Origin of the sequence: Amycolatopsis alkalitolerans (genome assembly GCF_006152065.1) — a bacterium.
Classification (GTDB): Bacteria; Actinomycetota; Actinomycetes; order Mycobacteriales; family Pseudonocardiaceae; genus Amycolatopsis_E; species Amycolatopsis_E alkalitolerans.
The window spans coordinates 116448-138139 of record NZ_VDFW01000005.1 but is presented as its reverse complement, the minus strand read 5'-3'; the positions used below and the strand labels follow the sequence as shown (position 1 = coordinate 138139).

Sequence of the window (21692 nt, the reverse complement as noted above, 5' to 3'; positions counted from 1 at the left end):
CAGGATGGACCCATGCTGCCGCTGAGCCCGCCGATCCAGCCGATGCTGGCGCGCGCCGCGAAGACCATCCCCGACGCGGCCGACATGCTGTTCGAGCCGAAATGGGACGGGTTCCGCTGCCTGGTCTTCCGGGACGGAGACGACTTGACGCTGCAATCGCGCGCGGGCAAGCCGCTCAACCGCTACTTCCCGGAGGTCCTTGCCGAACTGGCCGCCGCGCTGCCCGAGCAGGCCGTGCTCGACGGTGAGCTCGTCGTCGCCCGCGGCGGACGTCTCGACTTCGACGCGCTCACCGAACGGATCCACCCCGCCAAGAGCCGCATAACGCTGCTCGCCGGGCAATCGCCCGCCACGTTCGTCGCGTTCGATCTGCTCGCCCTCGGCGCCGAGTCCGTAGTGGACGAGCCGACGAGCGCGCGCCGCGAGCGGCTGGAACAGGTGACCGGCGTCAACCTCACCCCGGCGACGCGCGACGCAGCGACGGCCCGCGAATGGTTCACCCTGTTCGAAGGCGCCGGGCTCGACGGGGTCATCGGCAAACCACTGGCCGCCCCGTACCAGCCGGGCAAGCGGATCATGGCCAAGTACAAGCACGCCCGCACCGCCGACTGTGTGGTCGCGGGCCTGCGCTGGCATGCCGACTCCACCCCGGGCGAAGCGGTCGGCTCGTTCCTGCTCGGCCTCTACGACGGCAACGGGATCCTGCACCACGTCGGGGTCGTCGGCTCGTTCCAGGCCGCGCGGCGACGCGAGCTGGCGACGGAACTGGCCGAGCTGATCACCGAAGGTGCGCACCCATGGCTTGGTGACGCGGTCGTCGACGGGCAGCGGCTGCCTGGCGGCATCACGCGCTGGCGCAGCACGGAACAACCGTGGGTGCCGCTGCGGCCCGAGCGGGTCGTCGAGGTCGGCTACGAGCACACCGAGGGTGGGCATCCCGCGCGTTTCCGGCATACCGCCCAGTTCGTGCGGTGGCGCCCGGACCGTGAGCCCGCGTCATGCGGTTACGCGCAGCTGGAGGAACCCGCCCGCTACGACCTGGACGCGCTCTTACCAAGGCGACCAAAGTAGGCCAACCCGACCAACCGCCGGCCCGCCTGCGTCCGGCTGAACGCCGTGACTGCCGATCGGCTTGGTAACAACGGCACAGCCAAGGGAGAGGTCCGGCTTCCCTGACCCGCTTACCGGCCGCTCACCCGGTGCGTGCGAAGGTCGGGACGGAACGTGGACCGACATGAGGGGAACCGTCTTGCTCCGCCGGCATTCCTTGCTGTTGCTCGCCGTGCTGGTGCCGGCCATGGCCGCCGGCTGTACGGCGGGGCCCTCGCAGCGCCCGGCGGTGGTGGAGAACGACGAGCCGTCCGCCCCGAGCGCGGTGAGCGCCCCCAGCACCGTGCCCCTGCCCCCGCTGACCGAACCGCGCTCACCGTCGATCGACTGGACCGACTGCGACCAGCAGACCCGTGCCCAGCTCGACCCGCCGCCGGTCCCCGGCACGCTCAAGTTCAGCTGCGCGGACGTGCGGTCCGTACTCGACGCGCCCGATCTGCCCGGTCGCGTCCAGACGCACGTCGCGCTGCTCAAGGCCGGCGACGGACCGATCCCGCTGGTGGTGCTCAACGACATCGAGGGCGAGAGCGGCACCCTCTACGCCGCGCATCTCGCCGCGATGCTGCCGCCCGCGCTGCTGCAACGGTTCTCGCTCATCGGCATGGACCGCCGCGGCACGGGTGGCTCCGATCCGATCGGCTGCATCCAGGACGACGTCCGTGGCGCGCTGCTGAGCCAGGACCCGGCCGGCGGCGATCTCGAGACCGTGCTCGACGCGGCACGCGACGCCGGGCAGCAATGCGCCATCGAGCTCGGCTCGGCCCGGCAGGCGCTGGACAGCTGGCGCACCGCGGGCGACCTCGACCAGGTTCGCGACGAGCTGGGCGTACCGAAACTCAACGCGATCGCCCGCGGCGAAGCCTCCGACGTGCTCACCGCGTACGCCAACCGCTTCCCCAGCCGGGTCGGCCGGTTCGTGCTCGACGGCATCCCGGACCCGTCCTCCGACCAGACGACCGTGCTCGGTGACCTCGCCACGGCCCAGCAGAACACGCTCGCCGCGTTCGCCGCCGACTGCGTGGCCCGCGGCTGCGCGCTCGGAAGCGACGCGGCCGGCGCCGTGTCGAGCCTGCTCGACCAGTTGCGGGCGTCCCCGCCGAAGCTGCCCAGTGGCGTCACGTTCACGCCGGGCGTCGCGCTCAACGCCGTCGTGGCCGGTCTCGCGGAGCGCGCCCGCTGGCCGGAACTCGCCGACGCGATCCAGGCCGCCCGCGCCGGGAACCCGACCCAGCTCGCCGCGTTCGCCGCGCCGCTGCTCAACAGCTCGGAGCTCGCGCCGTCACGCCTCGACGGGGCGCTGGCCACCGAATGCAACGACACCACGACCCGCCTGCCCGCCAACCAGATCAGCACGCTGACCGACACGCTGCGCAAGCAGTCCCCGCTGTTCGGCGGCCTGATCACGCAACGGCTCCTGTGGTGCCTGCCGTGGCCGGGCCCCATGGACACGGTGCCGTCGCTCGGGTTCCCCGGTGTGCCGCCCATCCTGGTGGTCAGCACGAAGACCGATCCGGTCACGCCCGGGACCGGCACCACGCGGGCCGCGGAGCAGATGACGAGCGCGGCGCAGATCTCGTGGCAGGGCACCGGGCACGGGGCGCTGTCGTCGCACTGCGTCGGCGAAGCGGTGCGGGCGTTCCTCGCCGACGGGAAAGTGCCGGCCGACGGCACCCTCTGCCCCGCTTAGGGGACCCGGCCGGGGGCCGTTACGCTTGGCAGTCGCCGTTGGTCAAGTCCCACACTGGGGGTAACCGTGTCGTCATCCGCCGTCGAGGCCCCGGCTGCCGCGCCGCTGCCCTCGGCATCGGAGAGACGAGCCATCCCCGCGCCCGTGTTCTGGACCGTGCTTGCGCTCGGGATCGTGGCGGGCGGCTGGTACCTCAGGCAGCTGCTGGCCGATATCGGCTCGATGATGCACCTGCTGGACCTGGGCGTGTACAAGATCGCCGGGGAACGCGTGCTCGACGGCACGTCGATCTACGACACACCGCTGCTCGGCCATACGCGCGGGGTGTGGGAGTTCGTCTACACGCCGTTCGCCGCGCTGCTGTTCGTGCCGCTGGCGAAGCTCGACGGTGACGTGTTCAAGTACGTCGGCGGCGTCGGTGACTTCGTCATCCTCGTGGCCGGGGTGTGGGCCGCGCTGGCCCTGCTGAACTTCCGGCGCGACGTCAAGCTGGTGATCTTCAGCCTGCCGGTCGCCGCGCTGCTGCTGTGGTGCGAGCCGGTCCGCGAGACGATGGCGTTCGGGCAGGTCAACATCCTGCTGATGACGATCGTCCTGATCGACATGACCCTGCCCGACTCGTTCCGCGGCAAGGGGGTGCTCACCGGGATCGCCGCCGGGATCAAGCTGACGCCCGCGCTGTTCCTGGTGTACTTCCTGGTCACCAGGCGGTACCGGGCGGCCGCGGTGTCCGCGGGTTCGCTGGCGGGCACGGTCGCGCTCGGTTTCCTGATCATGCCGCACGATTCGAAGACCTTCTGGTCCGGCGCCTTCGCCGACCCTACCCGCGTCGGTGTGCCGGAGAACCCGTCGAACGAGTCGCTGCGCGGGATGTTCGCGCGCAGCGTCGGTCTCGACAGCGGCTGGACGCTCGTCTGGTTCGCCGCCGCCGCGCTGCTCGCGCTCGCCTGCCTGTACCTGGCGCGGCGGCTTTCCTCCGGCCGGCAGGAACTCCTCGCCGTGACGCTGTGCGGCCTGGCCACGACGCTCGTCTCGCCCTACAGCTGGGTGCACCACTGGGTGTGGTGGGGCGCGCTGCTGATCTGGCTGCTCGACGCGGCACGGCGGCGGTGGGCCGTCGGCACCTGGTTCGCGCTGGCGCTGACGTTCTTCGTCACCTCCGGCGGGGTGCTCACGCTGCTCGGCTCGACCGAGAGCACGGTGCTGACGTTCCCGTCCTGGGGGCATCTGGGCGTCGTGTACCACAACGCCTACATCTGGCTGACCGTCGCGGTGTTCGCGGTGGTGGCGCTGCGGTTGAAGAAGCTCACGGAGAGCCGTTCGCACGAGCCGAGCCCGCCCGCGGATTCCCCGCTAGCTTGAACCCATGCGCTACGCCATCGCCCTTCCGCAGAACAGCGCCGACGGTGAATTCGACCCCGCGGCCTTCCGCAGCTACGTCCAGCGTGCCGAGGCGCTCGGCTTCCACAGCGCCTGGACCCAGGAACAGACCCTGACCCTCGGCGGTCTTCCCACGCTCAGCCCGATCGAGACGATGACCTACGCGGCCGCGTACACCGAGCGTCTGCGGCTCGGTTGCGCGGTTTTCGTGTTCCCGCAGCACATTCCGGTCCAGCTGGCGAAGAGCCTGGCCACGCTGGACCAGCTCAGCCGCGGCCGGCTCGAGGTCGGGCTCGGCGTCGGCGGGCGGCGCCCGTACGCCGCCTTCGGGCACGAGGGCGACGCGCTGGTCGCCCGGTTCACCGAGGGCCTGTCGGTGATGCGTGCACTGTGGACACAGCGGGAGACGACCCTCGACGGGCGGTTCTGGCAGCTGACCGGCGCGGCGATCAGTCCGGGGCCGTTCCAGAAGCCGGGGCCGCCGGTGTGGTTCGGTGGCAGCCATCCGAACGCGCTCAAGCGCGCGGTGCGGCTCGGCGACGGGTTCTTCGGCGCGGGTTCGACCACCACGGAGAAGTTCGCCGAGCAGGTGCGGATCGTCCGCGCCGAGCGCGCCGGCTTCCCCATCGCGAAGCGGATCTACCTCGCGGTGGACGACAACGGCGACCGGGCCCGCAAGCAGATCGCCGACGGCCTCGAAGCGATCTACGGCACGCGCGGGCTGGAAGCCGTCTCGGTGGCCGGTACCCCGGCCGAATGCGTGCGCGGTGTTCAGGAGGTCGCCGACGCGGGTGCGGAACTGATCCTGTTCACGACCGTCGGGGACCAGGCGGAGCAGATGGAACGGCTTGCGGCCGAGGTGCTGCCTCAGCTGTCCTGACGCGCCCCGCCCGGCCGTCGAGCGCCTGCACGGCACTGATCATCGCCATCACCTCGATGTCACGGCTGCTGCAACCCCGCGACAGGTCGTTGAGCGGCGCGTTCAGCCCCTGCAGGATCGGCCCGAGCGCGACCGCGCCGCCCAGCCGTTCGGCGATCTTGTAACCGATGTTGCCGGCGTCGAGATTGGGGAACACGAGAACGTTCGCCTGACCCGCGACGGCCGAACCGGGCGCCTTCGTCCGCGCCACCGCCGCCACCAGCGCGGCGTCCAGTTGCAGCTCGCCGTCGACCGGAACGCCGGGCAACCGGTCGCGAACCAGCGCGGTCGTGGTCCGGACCTTGTCCACACTGCGGTGCCGGGCGCTGCCCTGGGTGCTGAAGGACAGCATGGCGACCGCGGGCTCGCGACCGGTCAGCGAGCGGTAGCTGTGCGCCGCCGCGACCGCGATATCCGCCAGTTGCCGGGCGTCCGGTTCCGGCACGACGGCGCAGTCGGCGAACGCGAGCACCCGGCCGTCCGCGAGCATCATCAGGAACACGCTGCTGATCTGGTGCACGCCCGGCGCCGGGCCGATCACCTTGATCCCGGCCCGCAGCACGTCCGCCGTCGCGCGGGCGGCCCCCGCGACACAGCCGTCGACGATCCCGGCGCGCAGGGCGGCGGCCGCGAGCCAGAGCGGATCCTCCTCGTCGCCGGCGGACGCCGCGTCGAGGGCGCGGCGGACGGCCGGTTCGGCGGACAGCCGTCCCGGCTCGACGACCATCTCCCCCGGCACGGGTGCGACCGCCTGAACGCGCTCGCGCCGGCCGAGCAGGCGAGGGCGCACGAGCCCGGCGGCGCGCAGATCGAGCGCCGCCTCGATCGCGCGGGGGTCCTCGCCGTCGGCGAGCAGAACCGTTTGCGGCGCACCCGTCAGGCGGTCGCGCCAGAGCCCGAGCAGATCCGGGGAATCCACCCCGGCATCTTCACCAGTTTCCATCATGTGGTATTCGATTCCAGATCGATGGTCAGCGCAGCGGACGAGGCGGTGTCAGCGCCAGGAGTAGACTTCTTCCAACATATGACAGGGAGGTGTCATGGCGAGTGACGAGGCGGCGGAGCGAGCCGGGAACCCGGTACTGGGGGCGCAGACGATCTCCCGCGCGTTCGCGGTGCTGCGCCTGTTCCGCGACCGCCGGGGCGATCTCGGTGTCGGCGCGGTCGCCAAGGAGCTTGATCTCAACCTGAGCACCGCACACCGGATCGTGCGCGCGCTGGTCGCCGAGGGGTACCTCGCGCAGAACACCGACAGCGAGCGCTACTACCTCGGCACCGGCGCGCTCCTGCTCGGTCAGGCCGCGCATCGCAACTTCGGGCTCGACGTCGTCTACCCCGTGCTCCAGCAACTCGCCGCCGCCACCGGGGAATCGGTCAATCTCGGCGTGCTCGCCGCCGACGCCGCCGTCGTGGTCGAACGCATCGAATCCGCCAAGCCACTGCGATTCACCCAGCCGCCCGGCACGCGCGTGCCCCTGCACGCCTCCTCGATGGGCAAGGTGCTGCTCGCCTTCAACCCCGAGGCGGAGGAGCGCACCCTCAAAGGGCTCCGCCGATTGCCCCGGATCAGCGCGAAGACCCAGGTCTCGCCCCGGCAGCTGCGCTCCGAACTGCAGCAGATCCGGGTCCGCGGCTGGAGCACCGACGACGAGGAGTCCAACGTCGGCGTCCGTTGCGTCGGGGCGCCCATCCGGGACGGTGCCGGTGTGGCGCGGGCCGCGATCGCGGTGCAGGCCCCCGCCGTCCGGGTGCCCGACGGGCGGTTCGACGAGCTCGGGCCGGAAGTGACCAGGGCGGCCAAGGAAATCTCGTCCCTCCTGCCGCCCGGGCACAGTTTCTGACCGCATCCCTCAGGCCGCTTCCGCCGGTACCGGCAGCTTCTTGTCCGGGTCGATCCGGGACGCGATGATCCCGCCGACCAGCAGCAGCCCCGCGGAAACCGCGAACGGCACCACCCAGCTGCGGGTCTGGTCGACCAGCAGCCCGAAGATCGCCGGTGAGGCGATGCCGGCCAGACCGAAACCGGTGTTCATCAGCCCGCCCGCGGTGCCGGCGTGCTCCGGCGCGATGTCCATCGGAATCGACCACAGCACCGGGTTGGTCAGCTCCAGGAAGAAGAACGCCAGCGCCAGGCATACGGTCACCAGCCCGAGCTGGTGCACGAACAGCGTCGGCAGGATGAACACGAACGAGCCGAGCAGCCCGCCGACGAGCACCAGCCGCCGGGCGATCCGCAGGCTGCCGGTCCGGCGAAGCAGATGGTCCGAGAGGAGTCCGCCGACGGTGTCCCCGACGACGCCCGCGAGCAGGACCAGCGTGCTGAACAACGCGAAGGTCTTCAGCTTCAGGTCGTAGCTCTCGGAGAAGAACGAGGGGATCCAGGTCAGGTACACCCACAGCATCCAGCCGTAGGCGAAGTCGACGGCGGTGACCGGCAGGATGCGGCGCAGCAGCGCCGGCCAGGGGATGGGCGGGCGCTCGTCGGCGCGCTGGCGCGCGTCGAGCTCGCTCAGCTCGGCCTCGGTGATACGCGGGTGGTCCGCGGGGCGGTCCCGGTAGCTCAGTATCCAGGCGACCGCCCAGATCAGACTGACCGCGCCGAGCAGCCAGAAGGACATCCGCCAGTCGAAGGCGGCGATGATCGCGGCGACCGCCAGCGGCGCGACCGCGTTGCCGAGCCTGGCGAACGCATGCGTGATGCCCTGCCCGAAACCACGCTGGTCGGCCGGCAACCACCTCGACATCGCCTGCGTGGCGCCGGGAAAGGAAGCCCCTTCGCCGAAACCGAGCGCGAGGCGAGCCGCGAACAGGCTGGCCAGGCCGGTGGCGAACCCGGTACAGGCCGTGGCCAGCGCCCAGACGATGCCGACGATGAACAGCAGCTTCCGCGGGCCGAACCGGTCCGCGAGCAGGCCGCCGAAGATCTGGAAGAAGGCGTACGGGATCGCGAACGCCGACAGCACCAGGCCGAGCTGCGTATTGGACAGGTGCAGGTCGTGGCGGATGAACGGGGCCGCGGTCGAGATGTTCACGCGGTCGACGTAGGTGATGAAGTACATCCCGCACAGCAACAGCAGGATCCAGCCACGAACCCGCCGCCGGTAGGCCCGCAGGAAACCGGTGTTGGGCGTCGTCGCTTGCGCGCTGGCAGAAGTCGTGTTTGTCGGGTGGGGCATCGTTGCACCGCCTCCGGCTGGTATTCCAATTTATGGAACGCGATGTCAAAGAAAGTTAGACAGCGCGCGGTGGCGTGTCAACAGTCACACCCCCTTCGCAGGGTGACCCAGGGCACAAAGCTGGGCGCCGGATCCACATTGACTGGCCGGGGTTGGGCTCTTACCTTGAGATGACCTCCCACAATATGAAAGTCGCCGGGCGAGCCTGGCCGGCGACGACTTTTCCGTCTGTCGCAGCGTCGCGGCGACGCGCGGCCATGTCAGTGAAAGGGCGCAAACCATGCCCACGGTCCAGGACAGGCAAGACGCAGGGATAGTCGAGCAGCTAGTCGCCAACGCCCGCGCGGCACAGGCGGTCATCGCCGGTTACGACCAAGATCGTGTCGACGACGTGGTCGCGGCCGTCGCATGGGCGATCTACCGGTCCGACCGGGCGCGGGAACTCGCCGAGATCTCGGTCCGGGACACCGGACTGGGCAACGTCACCGACAAGATCGTCAAGAACCAGCGCAAGACTCTGGGCACCCTGCGTGACCTGATCGGCGCGAAATCAGTGGGGATCATCTGCCACGATCCCGAAAACGGCATCACCGAGTACGCCAAGCCGGTGGGCGTGGTCGCCGCCGTCTGCCCGTCCACCAACCCGGCCGCCACGCCGGCGAACAAGACGATGATGGCGCTCAAGGGCCGCAACGCGGTGATCCTGTCGCCGTCCCCGAAAGGCGAGTCGACCTGCCGGCTCCTCGTCCGCTACATGCACGCGGAACTGGAAAAGGTAGGCGCCCCAAAGGATCTTGTGCAGTACGTGGCCTCGCCGACGAAGGAACTGACGAACGAGCTGATGCGGCAGGCCGATCTGGTCGTGGTCACCGGCTCCCAGCGCAATGTGCGGCAGGCCTATCGCAGCGGCACGCCCGCTATCGGCGTCGGGGCCGGAAACGCGCCGGTGATCGTCGACGCGGACGCGGACGTCCCGGACGCGGCCGAAAAGATCCGCCGCAGCAAGACGTTCGACAACGCCACCAGCTGTTCCTCGGAGAACTCGGTACATATCCACACCGACGTCTACGACGCGACGCTGCGCGCACTCCGGGAACAGGGCGGCTACCTGCTCACCGAAAGTGAGAAGCGTCGCCTGCAGACCGTGATGTGGCCCGCGGGCAAGCTGAACACGGCCATCACCGCACAGTCGCCCGAGAAGATCGCGGCGGTGGCAGGCCTGGATTCGCCGGAGGCGCGCGACGCGAGCTTCTTCCTCGTCGAGGAGGAGGGGGTCGGCCCGGATCATCCCTTCAGCGGGGAGAAGCTCTCCGTGGTCCTGACGGTGTACCGGTTCGACACGCTGCCCCACGCGCTCGACCGGATCCAGCGAATGCTCGACTACCAGGGAGCCGGGCATTCCTGCGGGATCCACACCCGGACCGAGGCCCACGCACGCCTGGTGGCCGAACGCCTGCGCGTGGCCAGGGTCCTGGTGAACCAGGCGCACTGTTTCGGCACCGGTGGCGGATTCGACAACGGGCTCGGCTTCACGCTGACGATGGGTGCCGGTACCTGGGCCGGTAACAGCATCAGCGAGAACCTGTCCTACCGGCATTTCCTGAACATCACGCGGTTGGCGCGCACCATCCCGCCGCGGATACCGCGAGAGGACGACCTCTGGCGGCGCTACTTCGAGAAATACGGGCGGTGAGCGATGAAACTGCTGGAACATCAGGGAAAGCGGCTCCTCGGGCAGGCCGGTGTCCGGGTGCCTCTCGGCCGGGTGGTGACCACACCGGACGGCGTCCGCGAGGCCGCCGAGGCACTCGGCACCCGGGTGGCGCTGAAAAGCCAGGTCGCGGCGGGGAAACGAGGGAAATCGGGTGGCATCCGCTTCGCCGCCACACCGCAGGAGGCCCGGCTGGCCGCCAGCTACCTGCTCGGCACCGGACTGGGCGGATCCATTGTGGACACGCTGCTGGTCGAGGAGTGCGCCGACATCCGCACGGAGCTGTACGCGGCCGTCCTCAACGATCCCGCCACCAAGGGGCCGCTCCTGCTGTTCTCCACCTCCGGCGGCATGGACATCGAGGAGGTGAGCGCGCGGGACGCCACCGCGATCCGCCGCGCCGCGATCGACGTGCGCACCGGGCTGACCGCAGAAACGGTGACCACGCTGCTCGACGGGCTGGAGCTACCCGCGGAGCTGATCACCACGATGCTCGCGATGTACCGCCTCTACCGTGATCTGGACGCCGAACTGGTCGAGATCAACCCGCTCGTGATCACCACCGCGGGCGAGGTGATCGCGCTCGACGCCAAGATCTCGCTCGATCCCGGCGCGCTCGGACGGCACGAGGAGCTGCTGTCCGAACTGGACCTTTCCCCGCGGCCGGAGGGAACGGAGCTGGAACAGCGCGGCCGCGCGCTCGGTCTGCAGTACCTCGAACTCGACGGCGAAGTCGGCGTGCTCGCCAACGGTGCCGGGCTCACGATGACGACGCTGGACGCGGTGAACCACTACGGCGGCAGGCCGGCGAACTTCCTGGAGATCGGCGGCGACGCCTACACGAAGGCGACTCCGGCGCTGCAACTGGTACTCGACAACCCGCGGGTGCGGAGCCTGGTGGTCAACTTCTGCGGCGCGTTCGCCCGCACCGACGTGATGACCGAAGGCGTCCTCGACGCGATCGAGCAACTGCGGCCCGAGGTGCCGATCTTCTTCTCCATCCACGGTACCGGCGAGGAGAAGGCCGTCGGGCTGGTGCGTGAACGGCTCGGCGTCGAACCCTACGACACGATGGATGAAGCAGTGCGAGCCGCGGTGGCCGCGTGCGCGCCGACTCAGAAGGTGATGTCCTGATGCTGGTTTCGTCGGAGGAGTCCGTCGTCGTCCAGGGGCTGACCGGGCGCCAGGGTTCGTTCTGGGCGGAGCGGATGGCCGAATGCGGCACCCGCATCGTCGCCGGTGCCAGCCCGGGCAAGGGAGGCAGGGAGATCGGCGGGGTGCCGGTGTACGACTCCGTCGCCGAGGCGGCGCGCACGCATTCGCTCGATGTCAGCGTGCTGTTCGTGCCGCCCCTGGCGGTCCGCGCCGCGGCGACCGACGCCATCGAGGCCGGTGTGGGCAAGGTGGTCGTGCTGACCGAGCACGTGCCCTACCAGGACGTCATGCACGTGCTGGCCGAAGCGCGCGATCACGGCGCGCGGGTGCTCGGTCCCAACACGGCCGGGCTGGTGGTGCCCGGCGCCGCGTCGGTCGGGATCATGCCGGGGTTCGCCGGCAACATCTTCGCCCCCGGCACGGTCGGCGTGGTCTCCCGTAGCGGCAGCCTCGGCACGCTCGTCGCGCTGAACCTGGTGCAGGCGGGGTACGGCCAGTCGGCGTTCATCGGCATCGGCGGCGACCCGATCCTGGGCACCACGACGCTGGACGCGGTCCGCGAACTCGACGAAGACGACCGCACGGAGGCCGTGGTCGTCGTCGGGGAGATCGGCGGCACGATGGAGGAAGAAGCTGCCGGCTACATCGCGACCATGAGCAAGCCCGTGGTGGCGTTCATCGCCGGCCGCAGCGCTCCCCCGGACCGCCGGATGGGGCACGCAGGGGCGATCGTGAGCGCCGGACGCGGTAGCGGGAAGTCCAAAGTGGAGGCACTGCGGTCGGCGGGCGTCACCGTCGTCGACCTGCCGAGCGAGATCGGTCCCGCGCTGCGGGCACACGGCGTGCGGCCGGCCGCGCTCCAGTGATCTCCCGGTCCGCCGCCGCGATGGACTTCACGTCGCGGCGGCGGCCGCCGAAAGCACGAACGCGACCGGTCACAGCGAAGCCGAGAAAACGGCCGCCACGGCGCGGCGGTCGAGCGGCCTTGGCACGACGGCGAGCTGCCGGGTCTGCTTGAGCGTGCCCTCTGTCAGCGTGTCGATGTCGTCCTCGGTATAACCGAAACCGCGCAGCCCCGCCGGAATCTCGATGTCCCGCATGAGCTCGGTCAGCACCTGCGGAAGGGCCTCCGCGCCGTCGGTCGCGGTGAACCGCTGTCCGGAAAGGATTTCCGCGGCACGCAGATGCCGCTCCGGGTCCGCCGGATAGGTCCATCGGAACACGGCCGGAGCCGTGACCGACACGGCCTGGCCATGCGGCACCATCGGCATCTCCGGGTAACCCTCGGCCCGGTAGCCGCGCACCGCGCCGGCGATGGGATACGCGTTCGCATGCGGCAGATGCGTGCCGGCGTTGCCGAACCCGGTTCCCGCGTAGGTCGAGGCCAGGGCCATGGCACTGCGCGCACCCAGATCGCGCCCGCTGCAGACGGCCTTGCGCAGGCTCTGGCCCACCAGCCGGAGCGCGGCCTCACACCAGGTGTCGCTGATCGGGTTCCCGCCACAGAACGCGGGGCGGCGCATCGGATCCTCCGGCGCGGGCTTCGCGTCGTACCGGAGGCTGGTGAAGCTTTCCAGCGCATGGCACAGCACGTCCATCCCGCTCGCGGCGGTGACCTGCGGGGGAAGGCTCATCGTGGTCACCGGGTCGACGACCGCGAGCGACGGCCTGAGCTTCGGATGGCTCACCCCGGCCTTGAGGTGCAGGTCCAGCAGGTCCACCACGCAGATGGTGGTCGACTCGGAGCCGGTTCCCGCCGTGGTGGGAACCGCGATGAGCGGTTTCAGCGGGAGCCACGGAGCCTTGCCCGCACCGATCGGCGGCGTCACGAAGTCCAGCAGGTCACCGGGATGCGTGGTCAGCAGGTTCACGGCTTTGGCCGTGTCGATCGCCGAACCACCGCCGACGGCGACGAAGCAGTCCCACTCCCGTTCGCGCGCGAAGGCCACCGCCTCGGCGATACTGCGGTCCGTCGGTTCGACGGCCACGCGGTCGAAGACCTCGGCCTTGAGGCCGGCCCCCAGCAGTCCTTCCCGGACCCGGTCCGGGAAACCGGTGCCGCGCACGCCGGGATCGGTGAGCACCAGCGCGGATTTCGCGCCCATCGCGGCGACCTCGGCGCCGATCTCGTCGATCGCACCGTGACCGAACTTCAGCGGCGGGGCGGCCCAGGTGAAGACGCTTTCGTTGCGGTGGATATCCGGCAGCATCGACGGCTCCCCTCGTTGGCAATATATGGGATCAGCTCCCACTATATGACAATAGGTGCCACCGGCCACTTTGTGAAGGGCAACCCCGGCACGGTGTCTACAAAGGACGCCGCCGTTTCGCGATCAGCTCGAGGATCTCCCGGAACACGCGGTAGCCTGCCGCGTCGAGTTCGCCGAGCGCGTGGAAGCGGCGGTAGAACGGGCTCAGGTCGAGGCCCGCGCCCAGCCCGAACACCTCGATGTCGCCACGCTCGCCGATCTCGTCGACCACGGCGGCGAGATCGGCCGCCAGATAGTCCTCGCCGTTCGCGAGCGCGGTCGCCGTGTCCATCGGGCTGCCGTCCGACACGACGAGCAGCAGCTTGCGGCGCTCGTCGCGAGCCCGGGCCCGATTCGCCGCCCACGCCACGGCTTCGCCGTCGATTCCCTCTCGGTACCCGTCGGTCCTGAGCAACGCGGCGATGCCGCGGCGGCTCTGGCGCCAGGTCGCGGCCGCGTCCTTGTACACGAGATGGCGCACTTCGTTCAGCCGCCCCGGATTCGCCGGCCGCCCCGCGCGGAACCAGTCCCGGCGCGCCTGGCCCCCGTTCCACGCCGCCGTGGTGAATCCCAGGATCTCGCACGCGAAACCGGCCAGTTCGAGCGCGCGGGCGAACACGTCGACGAGCACGGCCACCGCGTCCCGGTGCTGCTTCATCGATCCGGAGCAGTCGATCAGGAAGGTCAGCAGCGTGTCACCGGCCGGTACGGAACGGGGACGCTTGAACACGGCTCGCTCGGCGGGCGAGGACACCAGGCGGGGCAGGGCGCGCGCGTCGACATACCCCTCCTCCAGGTCTCCTTCCCAGCCGTCCGTGGCGGGTACGGCGAGCAGCGCCCGCAAGTCACGGGCGAGCCGCACGTGATGCGCTCCGCGGTCGAGCACCAGCCTGTCGAGCCGCGCGCGGTATTCCTGTGCCAGAGCCGGCCGCATCAGCGACGAAGCGGCGACCTCGCGGTCGTAGGCGGTGGTGAAGATGCGGTAGCCGACCCCGGCGCCGGGCCCGCGACCGCTTTCCGCCCGCGCGATCCCGCCGTCAGCGCCCTCCTCGAAGTCGAGAAGGAAGGCGAACTGCGCGGCCGTCTCGGATTCGCCGCGGTCACCGGACCCCGACCCGGCTTCGGCCAGCATCGCCGCGACCTTCTCCGCCAGCGCACGGGCGTGCCTGCCGAACGCCGCCTGGTCGGTGCGAGTCTGCCGCAGGCCGCGCAACTGTGGCCCGAGCGCCGCGCCGACGGCGGCACGCGTGGGCTCGATCAGGTCTTCGGTTTCGGCGAGGACGGGCTCGCCGGTGATGCGGGCGCGGCAGACCTGGCCCACGGTGTAGATCAGCAGGCCCGCGTCGGTCTCGGTGAGCCCCGAGTGGTGCGCGTCCAGCGCCCACCGGCGATGGCGGTGCCGCACGTTGCGCCCCGTCCCCGGCATGACCGGCGAGACCAGCGATTCCACCCGGAACTGTTCCAGCATCTCGAAAACCAGCCGGGCGATCCCGTTCTCCGGGCGCAGCCGCCGGTGCAGGCGCGGATCCGAGCCGGTCACTCTCAGCGCCAGCCCGTCGGCGACCCCGCGGAACGAACCGCGGTCTTCGTCCGCCGGGAAACTCAGATGCGGTGCGTGCGCGGGGACCGCGCGGTGTCCTTTGTGGAGTCTGCCACCCCGGAAGTGCAGAGCGGGCTCGCCGGACAGCGCCCGGACCGCGGCGGCCGCGAGCGCTTCCATCCGCGTGCCGTCCACCGTTTCAGGCCGTGAGCGCGAGCTCGGTGTCGAAGCAGCGCTGGTAGTACTCGGCCACCACCGGCCGTTCCGCCTCGTCGCACCGGTTCACGAAGGACAGCCGGAACGCCAGCGCGCAGTCGCCGAAGATCTCGGTGTTCTCCGCCCAGGTGATGACGGTCCGGGGCGACATCAGAGTCGACAGGTCACCGCCCCGGAAGCCCGCGCGGGTCAGATTCGCCACCGCGACCATCGCGGCCGCGAGCTCACCGTCGAGCCGCGGCACCCGCGCCCGGACGATCGCGATCTCCTCGGCCGGCGGCAGGTAGTCCAGCGCCACCACGATGTTCCACCGGTCCAGCTGGGCGTGGTTGAGCCGCTGGACCCCGTGGTAGAGACCGGTGAGATTGCCGAGCCCCGCGGTGTTCGCCGTCGCGAACAGCCGGAAACCCGGATGCGGGCGCAGCACCGTGTGCTGATCGGGCAGGGTGAACATGCCGTCGCGTTCGAGCAGGCGCTGGATCACGAACATGACGTCGGGGCGGCCGGCGTCGTACTCGTCCAGGATCAGCGCGACCGGCCGCCGCAGCGCCCACGGCAGGATGCCTTCCTGGAACTCCGTCACCTGCTTGCCGCCCCGCAGCACCACCGCGTCCCTGCCGACGAGGTCGAGCCTGCTCAGCTGCCCGTCGAGATTCACCCGCACGCAAGGCCAGTTGAGCCGCGCCGCGACCTGCTCGACATGCGTCGACTTCCCCGTCCCGTGCAGGCCCTGCACGAGCACGCGCCGGTTGCGGGCGAACCCGGCGAGCACGGCACGCGTCACGTCGGGGTTGAACCGGTACACCTCGTCGATCTCCGGCACGTGCTCGCCTCGCTCGCGGAAGGCGGGCACGGCCAGCCGCGAATCGAGCCCGAACACGTCGCGAGCGGAGACGAGGTGCTGGGCCGGATCCGTCACGAGGTTTCCCTTCACGAGGGGATTTCTTCGACGTTGTCCGCCGCCGCCATGGCTTCGACCTCGCTGATCGCGTTCGCGGCCCGCCGCAGCGCGGGCAGCGTGTCCGGTGCCTTGTCCGGGGTCAGCCGCATCACCGGCGCCTGCACGGCGACGGCGAGGTTGGACCGGCCGTTGCGCGCGGGCACCAGCACCGCGACGCAGACGAGCCCGGGCAGGAACTCCTCCCGATCGAGCGCGAAGCCGTCGCCCCGGACGCGGGCGAACTCGGCTTCGAGCCGGTCGAGGTCGGTGACGGTCTTGGGCGTGTAGGAACGCAGTGGCGCGGCGCCGAGCAGGCGGCGGCGCTGGGCCGGGGTGAACTGCGACAGGATCATCTTGCCGGTCGCCGAACAGTGCACCGGCACCCGCGAACCCGGCCGCAGGTAGAAGCGCAACGGCTCCGAGGTCTCCACGCGGTCCAGGTAGACGATCTCGCTGCCGGACAACGCGGTGATGTTGCAGCTTTCCCCCAGCTCGTCGACGAGCCGCGCCAGGATGGCATGCCGGGCACCGTGGTGCGTCGCGTTCAGCAGCAGGTTCTCGGCGAGCCGCCGCAACCGCACCCCGGTGCCGTAGTGCCGCCCGTCGGCCTGGCGGATGAGCAGCCCGCCCGCCTCCAGTTGCTGGAGCATGCGGTGCACCGTCGGCTTCGGCAGGCCGGTCTCCTCGACCAGACCCTGCAGCGTGACCAGCTGGTCTCTGCCGGCGATTCGCTCGATCAGCGAGAACAAGCGCAGGGCCGGCGTGTCGCCGCTCACCGAGCTGTCGGGCTCGCGTATCAGCTCCACAGCGTCTCCCAGAGTCGTCGGGACGTCTCGTTCTCAGAAACTAGCACATCTCGTCTCGTTTTCCGGAAGAAGTCATTGACCCAACGTCACCGCCCGCTTATGGTCAGTCTCATCATCCTGATTTCAGGAACGCTCCATACCGATTTTCGCAACACAACGGCGTGAAGGGGTGCATCCATGGCGGACAGGAAGACAGCGGACGGTCGCACGGTGGCGAGCGGGCCGACGAAGATGACTCCGTCCGAGGCCTTCGTCGAAACGCTGGTCGCCAACGGGGTCACGGACATCTTCGGCATCATGGGCTCCGCCTTCATGGACGCCATGGACATCTTCGCGCCGGCCGGAATCCGGCTCGTCCCCGTCGTGCACGAGCAGGGCGCGGCGCATATGGCCGACGGGTACGCGCGGGTCAGCGGCCGGCACGGGATGGTCATCGGCCAGAACGGCCCGGGTATCAGCAACTGCGTCACGGCGGTCGCGGCCGCCTACTGGGCCCACAGCCCCGTCGTCGTGGTCACCCCGGAAGCGGGCACGATGGGGATCGGGCTCGGCGGCTTCCAGGAGGCCCACCAGCTGCCGATGTTCCAGGAGTTCACCAAGTACCAGGCGCACGTCAACAACCCCAAGCGGATGGCCGAACTGACCGGCCGCGCCTTCGACCGGGCGATGTCCGAGATCGGGCCGACGCAGCTCAACATCCCGCGCGACTTCTTCTACGGCGAGATCACCGCCGAGATCCCCGAACCACGGCGGCTCGACCGCGGCCCCGGCGGGCAGCAGAGCCTCAACGAAGCGGCGGAACTGCTCGCCGCCGCGGAGTTCCCGGTGATCATCTCCGGGGGTGGCGTCGTGATGGCCGGCGCCGTCGAGGAGTGCAAGGCGCTGGCTGAGCGGCTCGGCGCCCCGGTCGTCAACAGCTACCTGCACAACGACTCGTTCCCCGCGAGCCACCCGCAGTGGTGCGGGCCGCTCGGCTACCAGGGTTCGAAGGCGGCCATGAAGCTCCTGGCCCAGGCCGACGTGGTGATCGCGCTCGGCTCCCGGCTCGGCCCGTTCGGCACGCTCCCCCAGCACGGTCTCGACTACTGGCCGGCCAACGCCAAGATCATCCAGATCGACGCGGACCACAAGATGCTGGGCCTGGTCAAGAAGGTCACCGTCGGCATCTGCGGCGACGCCAAGGCGTCCGCGCACGCGCTGTCCGAACGGCTGGCCGACCGGACACTGGCCTGCGACGCCACCCGCGACCAGCGGATGGCGAAGCTGCGCGCGGAGAAGGAAGCGTGGGAAAGCGAGCTCACCGCGTGGACGCACGAGAAGGACCCGTACAGCCTCGACGTGATCAGCGAAGCCGAGCACGAGGAAGGTCGCTGGCTTCACCCGCGTCAGGTGCTGCGGGAGCTCGAGCACGCGATGCCCGCCGACGTAATGGTGTCCACGGACATCGGCAACATCAACTCGGTCGCGAACAGCTACCTGCGCTTCGAACGGCCTCGCAGCATGTTCGCCGCGATGAGCTGGGGCAACTGCGGGTACGCCCTGCCCGCCATCATCGGCGCGAAGGTCGCCGCCCCGGACCGGCCGGCGGTTTCCTATGCCGGCGACGGCGCGTGGGGGATGAGCATGGGCGAGATCCTGACCTGCGTCCGGCACGACATCCCGGTCACCGCGGTGGTGTTCCACAACCGGCAGTGGGGAGCGGAGAAGAAGAACCAGGTCGACTTCTACGACCGCCGTTTCGTGGCCGGTGAGCTGGACAACCCGAGCTTCGCCGGGATCGCCAGGTCGATGGGCGCCGACGGGGTCGTCGTGGACGAACTGGACCAGGTCGGCCCGGCGCTCCAGCAGGCTGTCGACGCGCAGATGAACCAGGGCCGCACCACGGTGCTGGAGATCATGTGCACCCGCGAGCTGGGCGACCCGTTCCGCCGCGACGCGCTGTCGAAACCCGTCCGGTTCCTGGAGAAGTACAAGGACTACGTCTAACCACGCCCCAGGGCGCGGCGGCTACCGCCGCGCCCTGCCCGGCTGCACTGGCCTCCCCCAGGACATCCTCGATACGATCAGCAGGGCGCTGATGACGGACCGTGTCGGGACGGCCGGAGCGAGGGGGGAGCAGCGTGGGAAAGTCGCTTGCCTGGGCGGGCTGGTGGACCCGCTACCGCCTGCTGGCACTCTTGGTCGCCGCCGTCGCCGGAATGGCCATCGGCGGGCTCGCATACTACGCGTCGCGGTTGAGCGGCGTCGCCCTCTACGTGATCACCGGTGGCGTCACCGCCGCGCTGGGCGCGGTCATCTGGGCCTGGTTGACCAAGTCGGCCGCCGTCTCCGAGGTGGAGGTGACGGTGCCACAGTTCAGCAAGGTGAAGTTCGCGGTCACCAAGGACCACAAGGTGATGGCCCGGCGCATCGTCGTGCAGATGGCGACGAGGGTCGCCGTCCAGCCGCTGGACGACGACGCCGGGCGCGTGGATGAGGCCGTCGCGTCACTGCACTCACTGTTTCGGTTCGTGCGTGAACTGCTGGACGAAGACGCCGGCGCCCGTCCGACACCCGGCAGGCCGAACGTGGACGTGCTCGCGATGAACATGCTCACCTGTCACCTTCGCCCGTTCTTGAGCACGTGGCATCGGCGGTACTCTGACTGGCGTGCGGCAAATCCCGGTCAACCGGAGTCGGAATGGTCCGACGACAAGGCGTTCCGCACCGAGTTGCGCGACCTGCAGGCCCAGCTGCGGCCACAAGCGATCGCATTCGCCAAGATGGCGGAATACGACGGCTATCTGGACGTAATCGGGCTTGCCGAATGACAATCGCGGAAATGGTATACCCCCCCCCCGTCGCATTTGACGTTCCCGCCGCACCATCGAGGCGAGGCGCATGAACGACGCGGCAGGGCAAACCTGGGATGTCTTCGTCAGCCACGGCCACGCCGACGAGGCCGCGGCTGCCACCGTCGCGGCCGCCTTGACGGAGGCGGGACTGCGAGTGTTCCGCGCCGTCGGCGCGGTCAATCCCTTCACCTCGATCTCCGACTCGATCCTGCGGGCCCTGCGCGCCAGCCGCGTGCTGCTGGCCTGCTACTCCGCCGACTACCCCACCCGCTCAGCGTGCCAGTACGAGTTCGCCACGGCGTACCTGACCGGCCAGGCCGAGGGCGACCCGCTGCGCCGCGCCGTCGCGATCAACCTCGAACGGACCGTCGACCACATCGAACCCAGGCACCTGCGCGACGTCCTGCTCCCTCCCGCGTCCGCGTCACTGGACGAGGTGGTCAAAGCCGTAGCCGATCGGCTCGCGGACGTTCCCGGCCCGATGGGCGAGGTTCCCGAACGCCCACCACGGTGGCTGTCCGGCACGGTGATCCGCCCGCTCAACGATTTCGTCGGCCGCTGGCGTGAACTGTGGTGGCTGCATTCCGCCCTGCATCCGGACGTGGGCCCGCTCACCACCCGGCCGAGCACCCCGGTCGTCGTCGTGCACGGTCCAGCCGGAATCGGCAAGACCGCCCTGGCCGCACAGTACGTCCGCCGCTTCGGCGCGGCCTTCTCCGGCATCGTCTGGCGGTCGGCGACCCGCCCCGCCCCTGCTCCGCCCGGTACTCCGGGCACCGCCCTGTGGGTGCTCGACGATGCCGAGGGCGATTTCGAGCGCGTGCTCGCCCATTTGCCGCCCGAGCCCGGCAAGCCGTGTCTCGTCCTGACGCGCGATCCGAGACTGGCGGCATTCGGCAACGCCCTCGCCCTCGACGACCTCGACGACGACGAGTCGGCGCACCTACTAAGCGCGCACGGGCTCACGCCTGACACCGTGACGCTGCGGCAGCTCACCCAGTCGACGGCGGGAAGTCCCTATCTGCGCAGCCGAATCGCGGAACTGGCGGCACGCGACGGCGTCGACACTGCCCTTACCAGGCTGCACCAGCCGGCCTCTCCGCTGCTGTCCGCGCTGACCGAACGGCTCACGCCGGTACTGGATGGACTCGACGACAACCACTGGGACGTCCTTCGCGTCCTCGCCGCGGCCGCCCCCACGAAGGTCTCGCTCCTTCATGTGGCCGACATCGTTGGCTCCCTGCACGGCACCGAACGGCTGCACGAGTTCGTCCCGGTTCAGCATGCCGCGACCGACCTGCTCGCTCGCGGCGTCGTGGCCGCCCGCCCCGACGCGGTCGAGCTGACGCTCCCGAACGGGCTCGTCCTTGCGCTCCGTCGCCTCGACGCCGATCCCTATCGCGCCGAGCTCATCCGGGCACGCACCATTCAGTGGCTCACCCAGCCACACCCCGCACCCTCACGCGCGGCGAGACCGGGAAACCGGGAGCAAGCACGAGCAGCTCACCGGATCCAGACCGAACTGCTCCACCGGATCACCGGGCACCCGCTCACCGATGACGAAGGCTCACTGCGGGATGCACTCACCTCCCTGTACGAGCTACTGAAAACGACCCGCAGTGTCTACGGCGACGTGCCGCCGCATTGCCTGCACACCACAACCTCCGGCGCCGACCTCTCCGTGCTCGTCCACCGCCTCATCAACGACACCCTCCGCAGCAGGCTGACCCACTGGCACGTCGACCTCGCCGCGCATGAAGACCTCCGCCCCGGCGGCGTCAGCCGCATCGAGCACGAACGCCTTTGGCCACACAACCGCAAGCTCCGCGAGGAACTCCACGCCATCCACCGCGAAGCGCTCGACATCGCCGACCAACTCGCACTGATCGCAGACCAGCGAGACTGATCATCAGGCAGCGCCGAACCCCGCCGTCGATCCGAAACCCGCTTCGGTCTCTCGCTGAGTTGG

Annotated in this window: 17 protein-coding genes; 11 read left to right on the top strand and 6 right to left on the bottom strand. The window is 70.0% G+C overall.

Features of this window, described 5'->3' with window-relative positions:
* Positions 1-12 precede the first annotated feature (12 nt).
* From FG385_RS08270 to FG385_RS08255, 4 genes are all read left to right on the top strand, one after another.
* Positions 13-1071 carry an ATP-dependent DNA ligase gene (locus tag FG385_RS08270; protein WP_139096030.1) on the top strand — a complete coding sequence of 353 codons (1059 nt, stop codon included), beginning with the start codon at positions 13-15 and terminating at the stop codon, positions 1069-1071.
* Positions 1072-1234: 163 nt separating this feature from the next.
* On the top strand, positions 1235-2797 hold the full coding sequence (locus tag FG385_RS08265; protein WP_139096029.1) for an alpha/beta hydrolase: 1563 nt from the start codon (positions 1235-1237) through the stop codon (positions 2795-2797).
* A gap of 66 nt (positions 2798-2863) precedes the next feature.
* Entirely contained in the window at positions 2864-4159 is a 1296-nt protein-coding gene (locus FG385_RS08260) for a glycosyltransferase 87 family protein (RefSeq protein ID WP_235022446.1), read from the top strand.
* 4 nt (positions 4160-4163) lie between these two features.
* The gene (locus FG385_RS08255; RefSeq protein WP_139096028.1) at positions 4164-5057 is read left to right on the top strand and encodes an LLM class flavin-dependent oxidoreductase; all 894 of its coding nucleotides are present in this window, start codon (positions 4164-4166) and stop codon (positions 5055-5057) included.
* Here FG385_RS08255 and FG385_RS08250 read toward each other — a convergent pair.
* Complete coding sequence (locus FG385_RS08250) at positions 4987-6039, bottom strand: phosphotransacetylase (RefSeq protein WP_139096027.1); 1053 nt, start codon at positions 6037-6039, stop codon at positions 4987-4989. The genes FG385_RS08255 and FG385_RS08250 overlap by 71 nt on opposite strands.
* Before the next feature lie 97 nt (positions 6040-6136).
* On the opposite strand from FG385_RS08250, the gene FG385_RS08245 reads away from it, so the two are divergent.
* Positions 6137-6937, top strand: coding sequence for an IclR family transcriptional regulator (locus tag FG385_RS08245; protein WP_139096026.1), 801 nt, complete (start codon positions 6137-6139; stop codon positions 6935-6937).
* Between the two features lie 9 nt (positions 6938-6946).
* Here the strand turns inward: FG385_RS08245 and FG385_RS08240 are convergent, their stop codons facing one another.
* Entirely contained in the window at positions 6947-8272 is a 1326-nt protein-coding gene (locus tag FG385_RS08240) for an MFS transporter (protein ID WP_139096025.1), read from the bottom strand.
* Between the two features lie 280 nt (positions 8273-8552).
* Between FG385_RS08240 and sauS the strand changes: the two genes are divergently transcribed.
* The 3 genes from sauS to FG385_RS08225 are packed head-to-tail and all read left to right on the top strand — an operon-like array spanning position 8553 to position 12004.
* A complete protein-coding gene (gene sauS / locus FG385_RS08235; RefSeq protein ID WP_139096024.1) occupies positions 8553-9965 on the top strand; it encodes an acylating sulfoacetaldehyde dehydrogenase in 1413 nt (470 codons plus the stop codon).
* A 3-nt stretch (positions 9966-9968) separates the two neighbouring features.
* On the top strand, positions 9969-11117 hold the full coding sequence (locus FG385_RS08230) for a succinate--CoA ligase subunit beta (protein ID WP_139096023.1): 1149 nt from the start codon (positions 9969-9971) through the stop codon (positions 11115-11117).
* Positions 11117-12004 carry a succinate--CoA ligase subunit alpha gene (locus FG385_RS08225; protein ID WP_139096022.1) on the top strand — a complete coding sequence of 296 codons (888 nt, stop codon included), beginning with the start codon at positions 11117-11119 and terminating at the stop codon, positions 12002-12004. Before FG385_RS08230 ends, FG385_RS08225 begins: the two co-directional genes overlap by 1 nt.
* A gap of 69 nt (positions 12005-12073) precedes the next feature.
* Here FG385_RS08225 and FG385_RS08220 read toward each other — a convergent pair whose 3' ends face one another.
* From FG385_RS08220 to FG385_RS08205, 4 genes are all read right to left on the bottom strand, one after another.
* Entirely contained in the window at positions 12074-13348 is a 1275-nt protein-coding gene (locus tag FG385_RS08220; protein ID WP_139096021.1) for a hydroxyacid-oxoacid transhydrogenase, read from the bottom strand.
* A gap of 97 nt (positions 13349-13445) precedes the next feature.
* Positions 13446-15122, bottom strand: a complete 1677-nt coding sequence (locus FG385_RS08215; protein ID WP_327436819.1) for a cobaltochelatase CobT-related protein — start codon at positions 15120-15122, stop codon at positions 13446-13448.
* A 4-nt stretch (positions 15123-15126) separates the two neighbouring features.
* A complete protein-coding gene (locus FG385_RS08210; protein ID WP_139096020.1) occupies positions 15127-16062 on the bottom strand; it encodes an AAA family ATPase in 936 nt (311 codons plus the stop codon).
* An 11-nt stretch (positions 16063-16073) separates the two neighbouring features.
* A complete protein-coding gene (locus tag FG385_RS08205) occupies positions 16074-16889 on the bottom strand; it encodes an IclR family transcriptional regulator (RefSeq protein WP_139096019.1) in 816 nt (271 codons plus the stop codon).
* Between the two features lie 177 nt (positions 16890-17066).
* On the opposite strand from FG385_RS08205, the gene xsc reads away from it, so the two are divergent.
* The 3 genes from xsc (at position 17067) to FG385_RS08190 (ending at position 21629) form a co-directional block, all read left to right on the top strand.
* Complete coding sequence (gene xsc, locus FG385_RS08200) at positions 17067-18875, top strand: sulfoacetaldehyde acetyltransferase (RefSeq protein ID WP_139096018.1); 1809 nt, start codon at positions 17067-17069, stop codon at positions 18873-18875.
* A 134-nt stretch (positions 18876-19009) separates the two neighbouring features.
* On the top strand, positions 19010-19699 hold the full coding sequence (locus FG385_RS08195; protein ID WP_139096017.1) for a hypothetical protein: 690 nt from the start codon (positions 19010-19012) through the stop codon (positions 19697-19699).
* Positions 19700-19769: 70 nt separating this feature from the next.
* A complete protein-coding gene (locus FG385_RS08190) occupies positions 19770-21629 on the top strand; it encodes a TIR domain-containing protein (protein WP_139096016.1) in 1860 nt (619 codons plus the stop codon).
* The last annotated feature ends 63 nt before the right edge of the window (positions 21630-21692 follow it).

What these genes read in the sequence shown, in the direction of transcription:
- FG385_RS08225 (WP_139096022.1), top strand. Translation starts at nt 11,117, where the DNA reads ATGCTGGTTTCGTCGGAGGAGTCCGTCGTCGTCCAGGGGCTGACCGGG.
- FG385_RS08240 (WP_139096025.1), bottom strand. Translation starts at nt 8,272, where the DNA reads ATGCCCCACCCGACAAACACGACTTCTGCCAGCGCGCAAGCGACGACG.
- FG385_RS08220 (WP_139096021.1), bottom strand. Translation starts at nt 13,348, where the DNA reads ATGCTGCCGGATATCCACCGCAACGAAAGCGTCTTCACCTGGGCCGCC.
- FG385_RS08245 (WP_139096026.1), top strand. Translation starts at nt 6,137, where the DNA reads ATGGCGAGTGACGAGGCGGCGGAGCGAGCCGGGAACCCGGTACTGGGG.
- xsc (WP_139096018.1), top strand. Translation starts at nt 17,067, where the DNA reads ATGGCGGACAGGAAGACAGCGGACGGTCGCACGGTGGCGAGCGGGCCG.
- FG385_RS08190 (WP_139096016.1), top strand. Translation starts at nt 19,770, where the DNA reads ATGAACGACGCGGCAGGGCAAACCTGGGATGTCTTCGTCAGCCACGGC.
- FG385_RS08255 (WP_139096028.1), top strand. Translation starts at nt 4,164, where the DNA reads ATGCGCTACGCCATCGCCCTTCCGCAGAACAGCGCCGACGGTGAATTC.
- sauS (WP_139096024.1), top strand. Translation starts at nt 8,553, where the DNA reads ATGCCCACGGTCCAGGACAGGCAAGACGCAGGGATAGTCGAGCAGCTA.
- FG385_RS08265 (WP_139096029.1), top strand. Translation starts at nt 1,235, where the DNA reads ATGAGGGGAACCGTCTTGCTCCGCCGGCATTCCTTGCTGTTGCTCGCC.
- FG385_RS08250 (WP_139096027.1), bottom strand. Translation starts at nt 6,039, where the DNA reads ATGGAAACTGGTGAAGATGCCGGGGTGGATTCCCCGGATCTGCTCGGG.
- FG385_RS08270 (WP_139096030.1), top strand. Translation starts at nt 13, where the DNA reads ATGCTGCCGCTGAGCCCGCCGATCCAGCCGATGCTGGCGCGCGCCGCG.
- FG385_RS08230 (WP_139096023.1), top strand. Translation starts at nt 9,969, where the DNA reads ATGAAACTGCTGGAACATCAGGGAAAGCGGCTCCTCGGGCAGGCCGGT.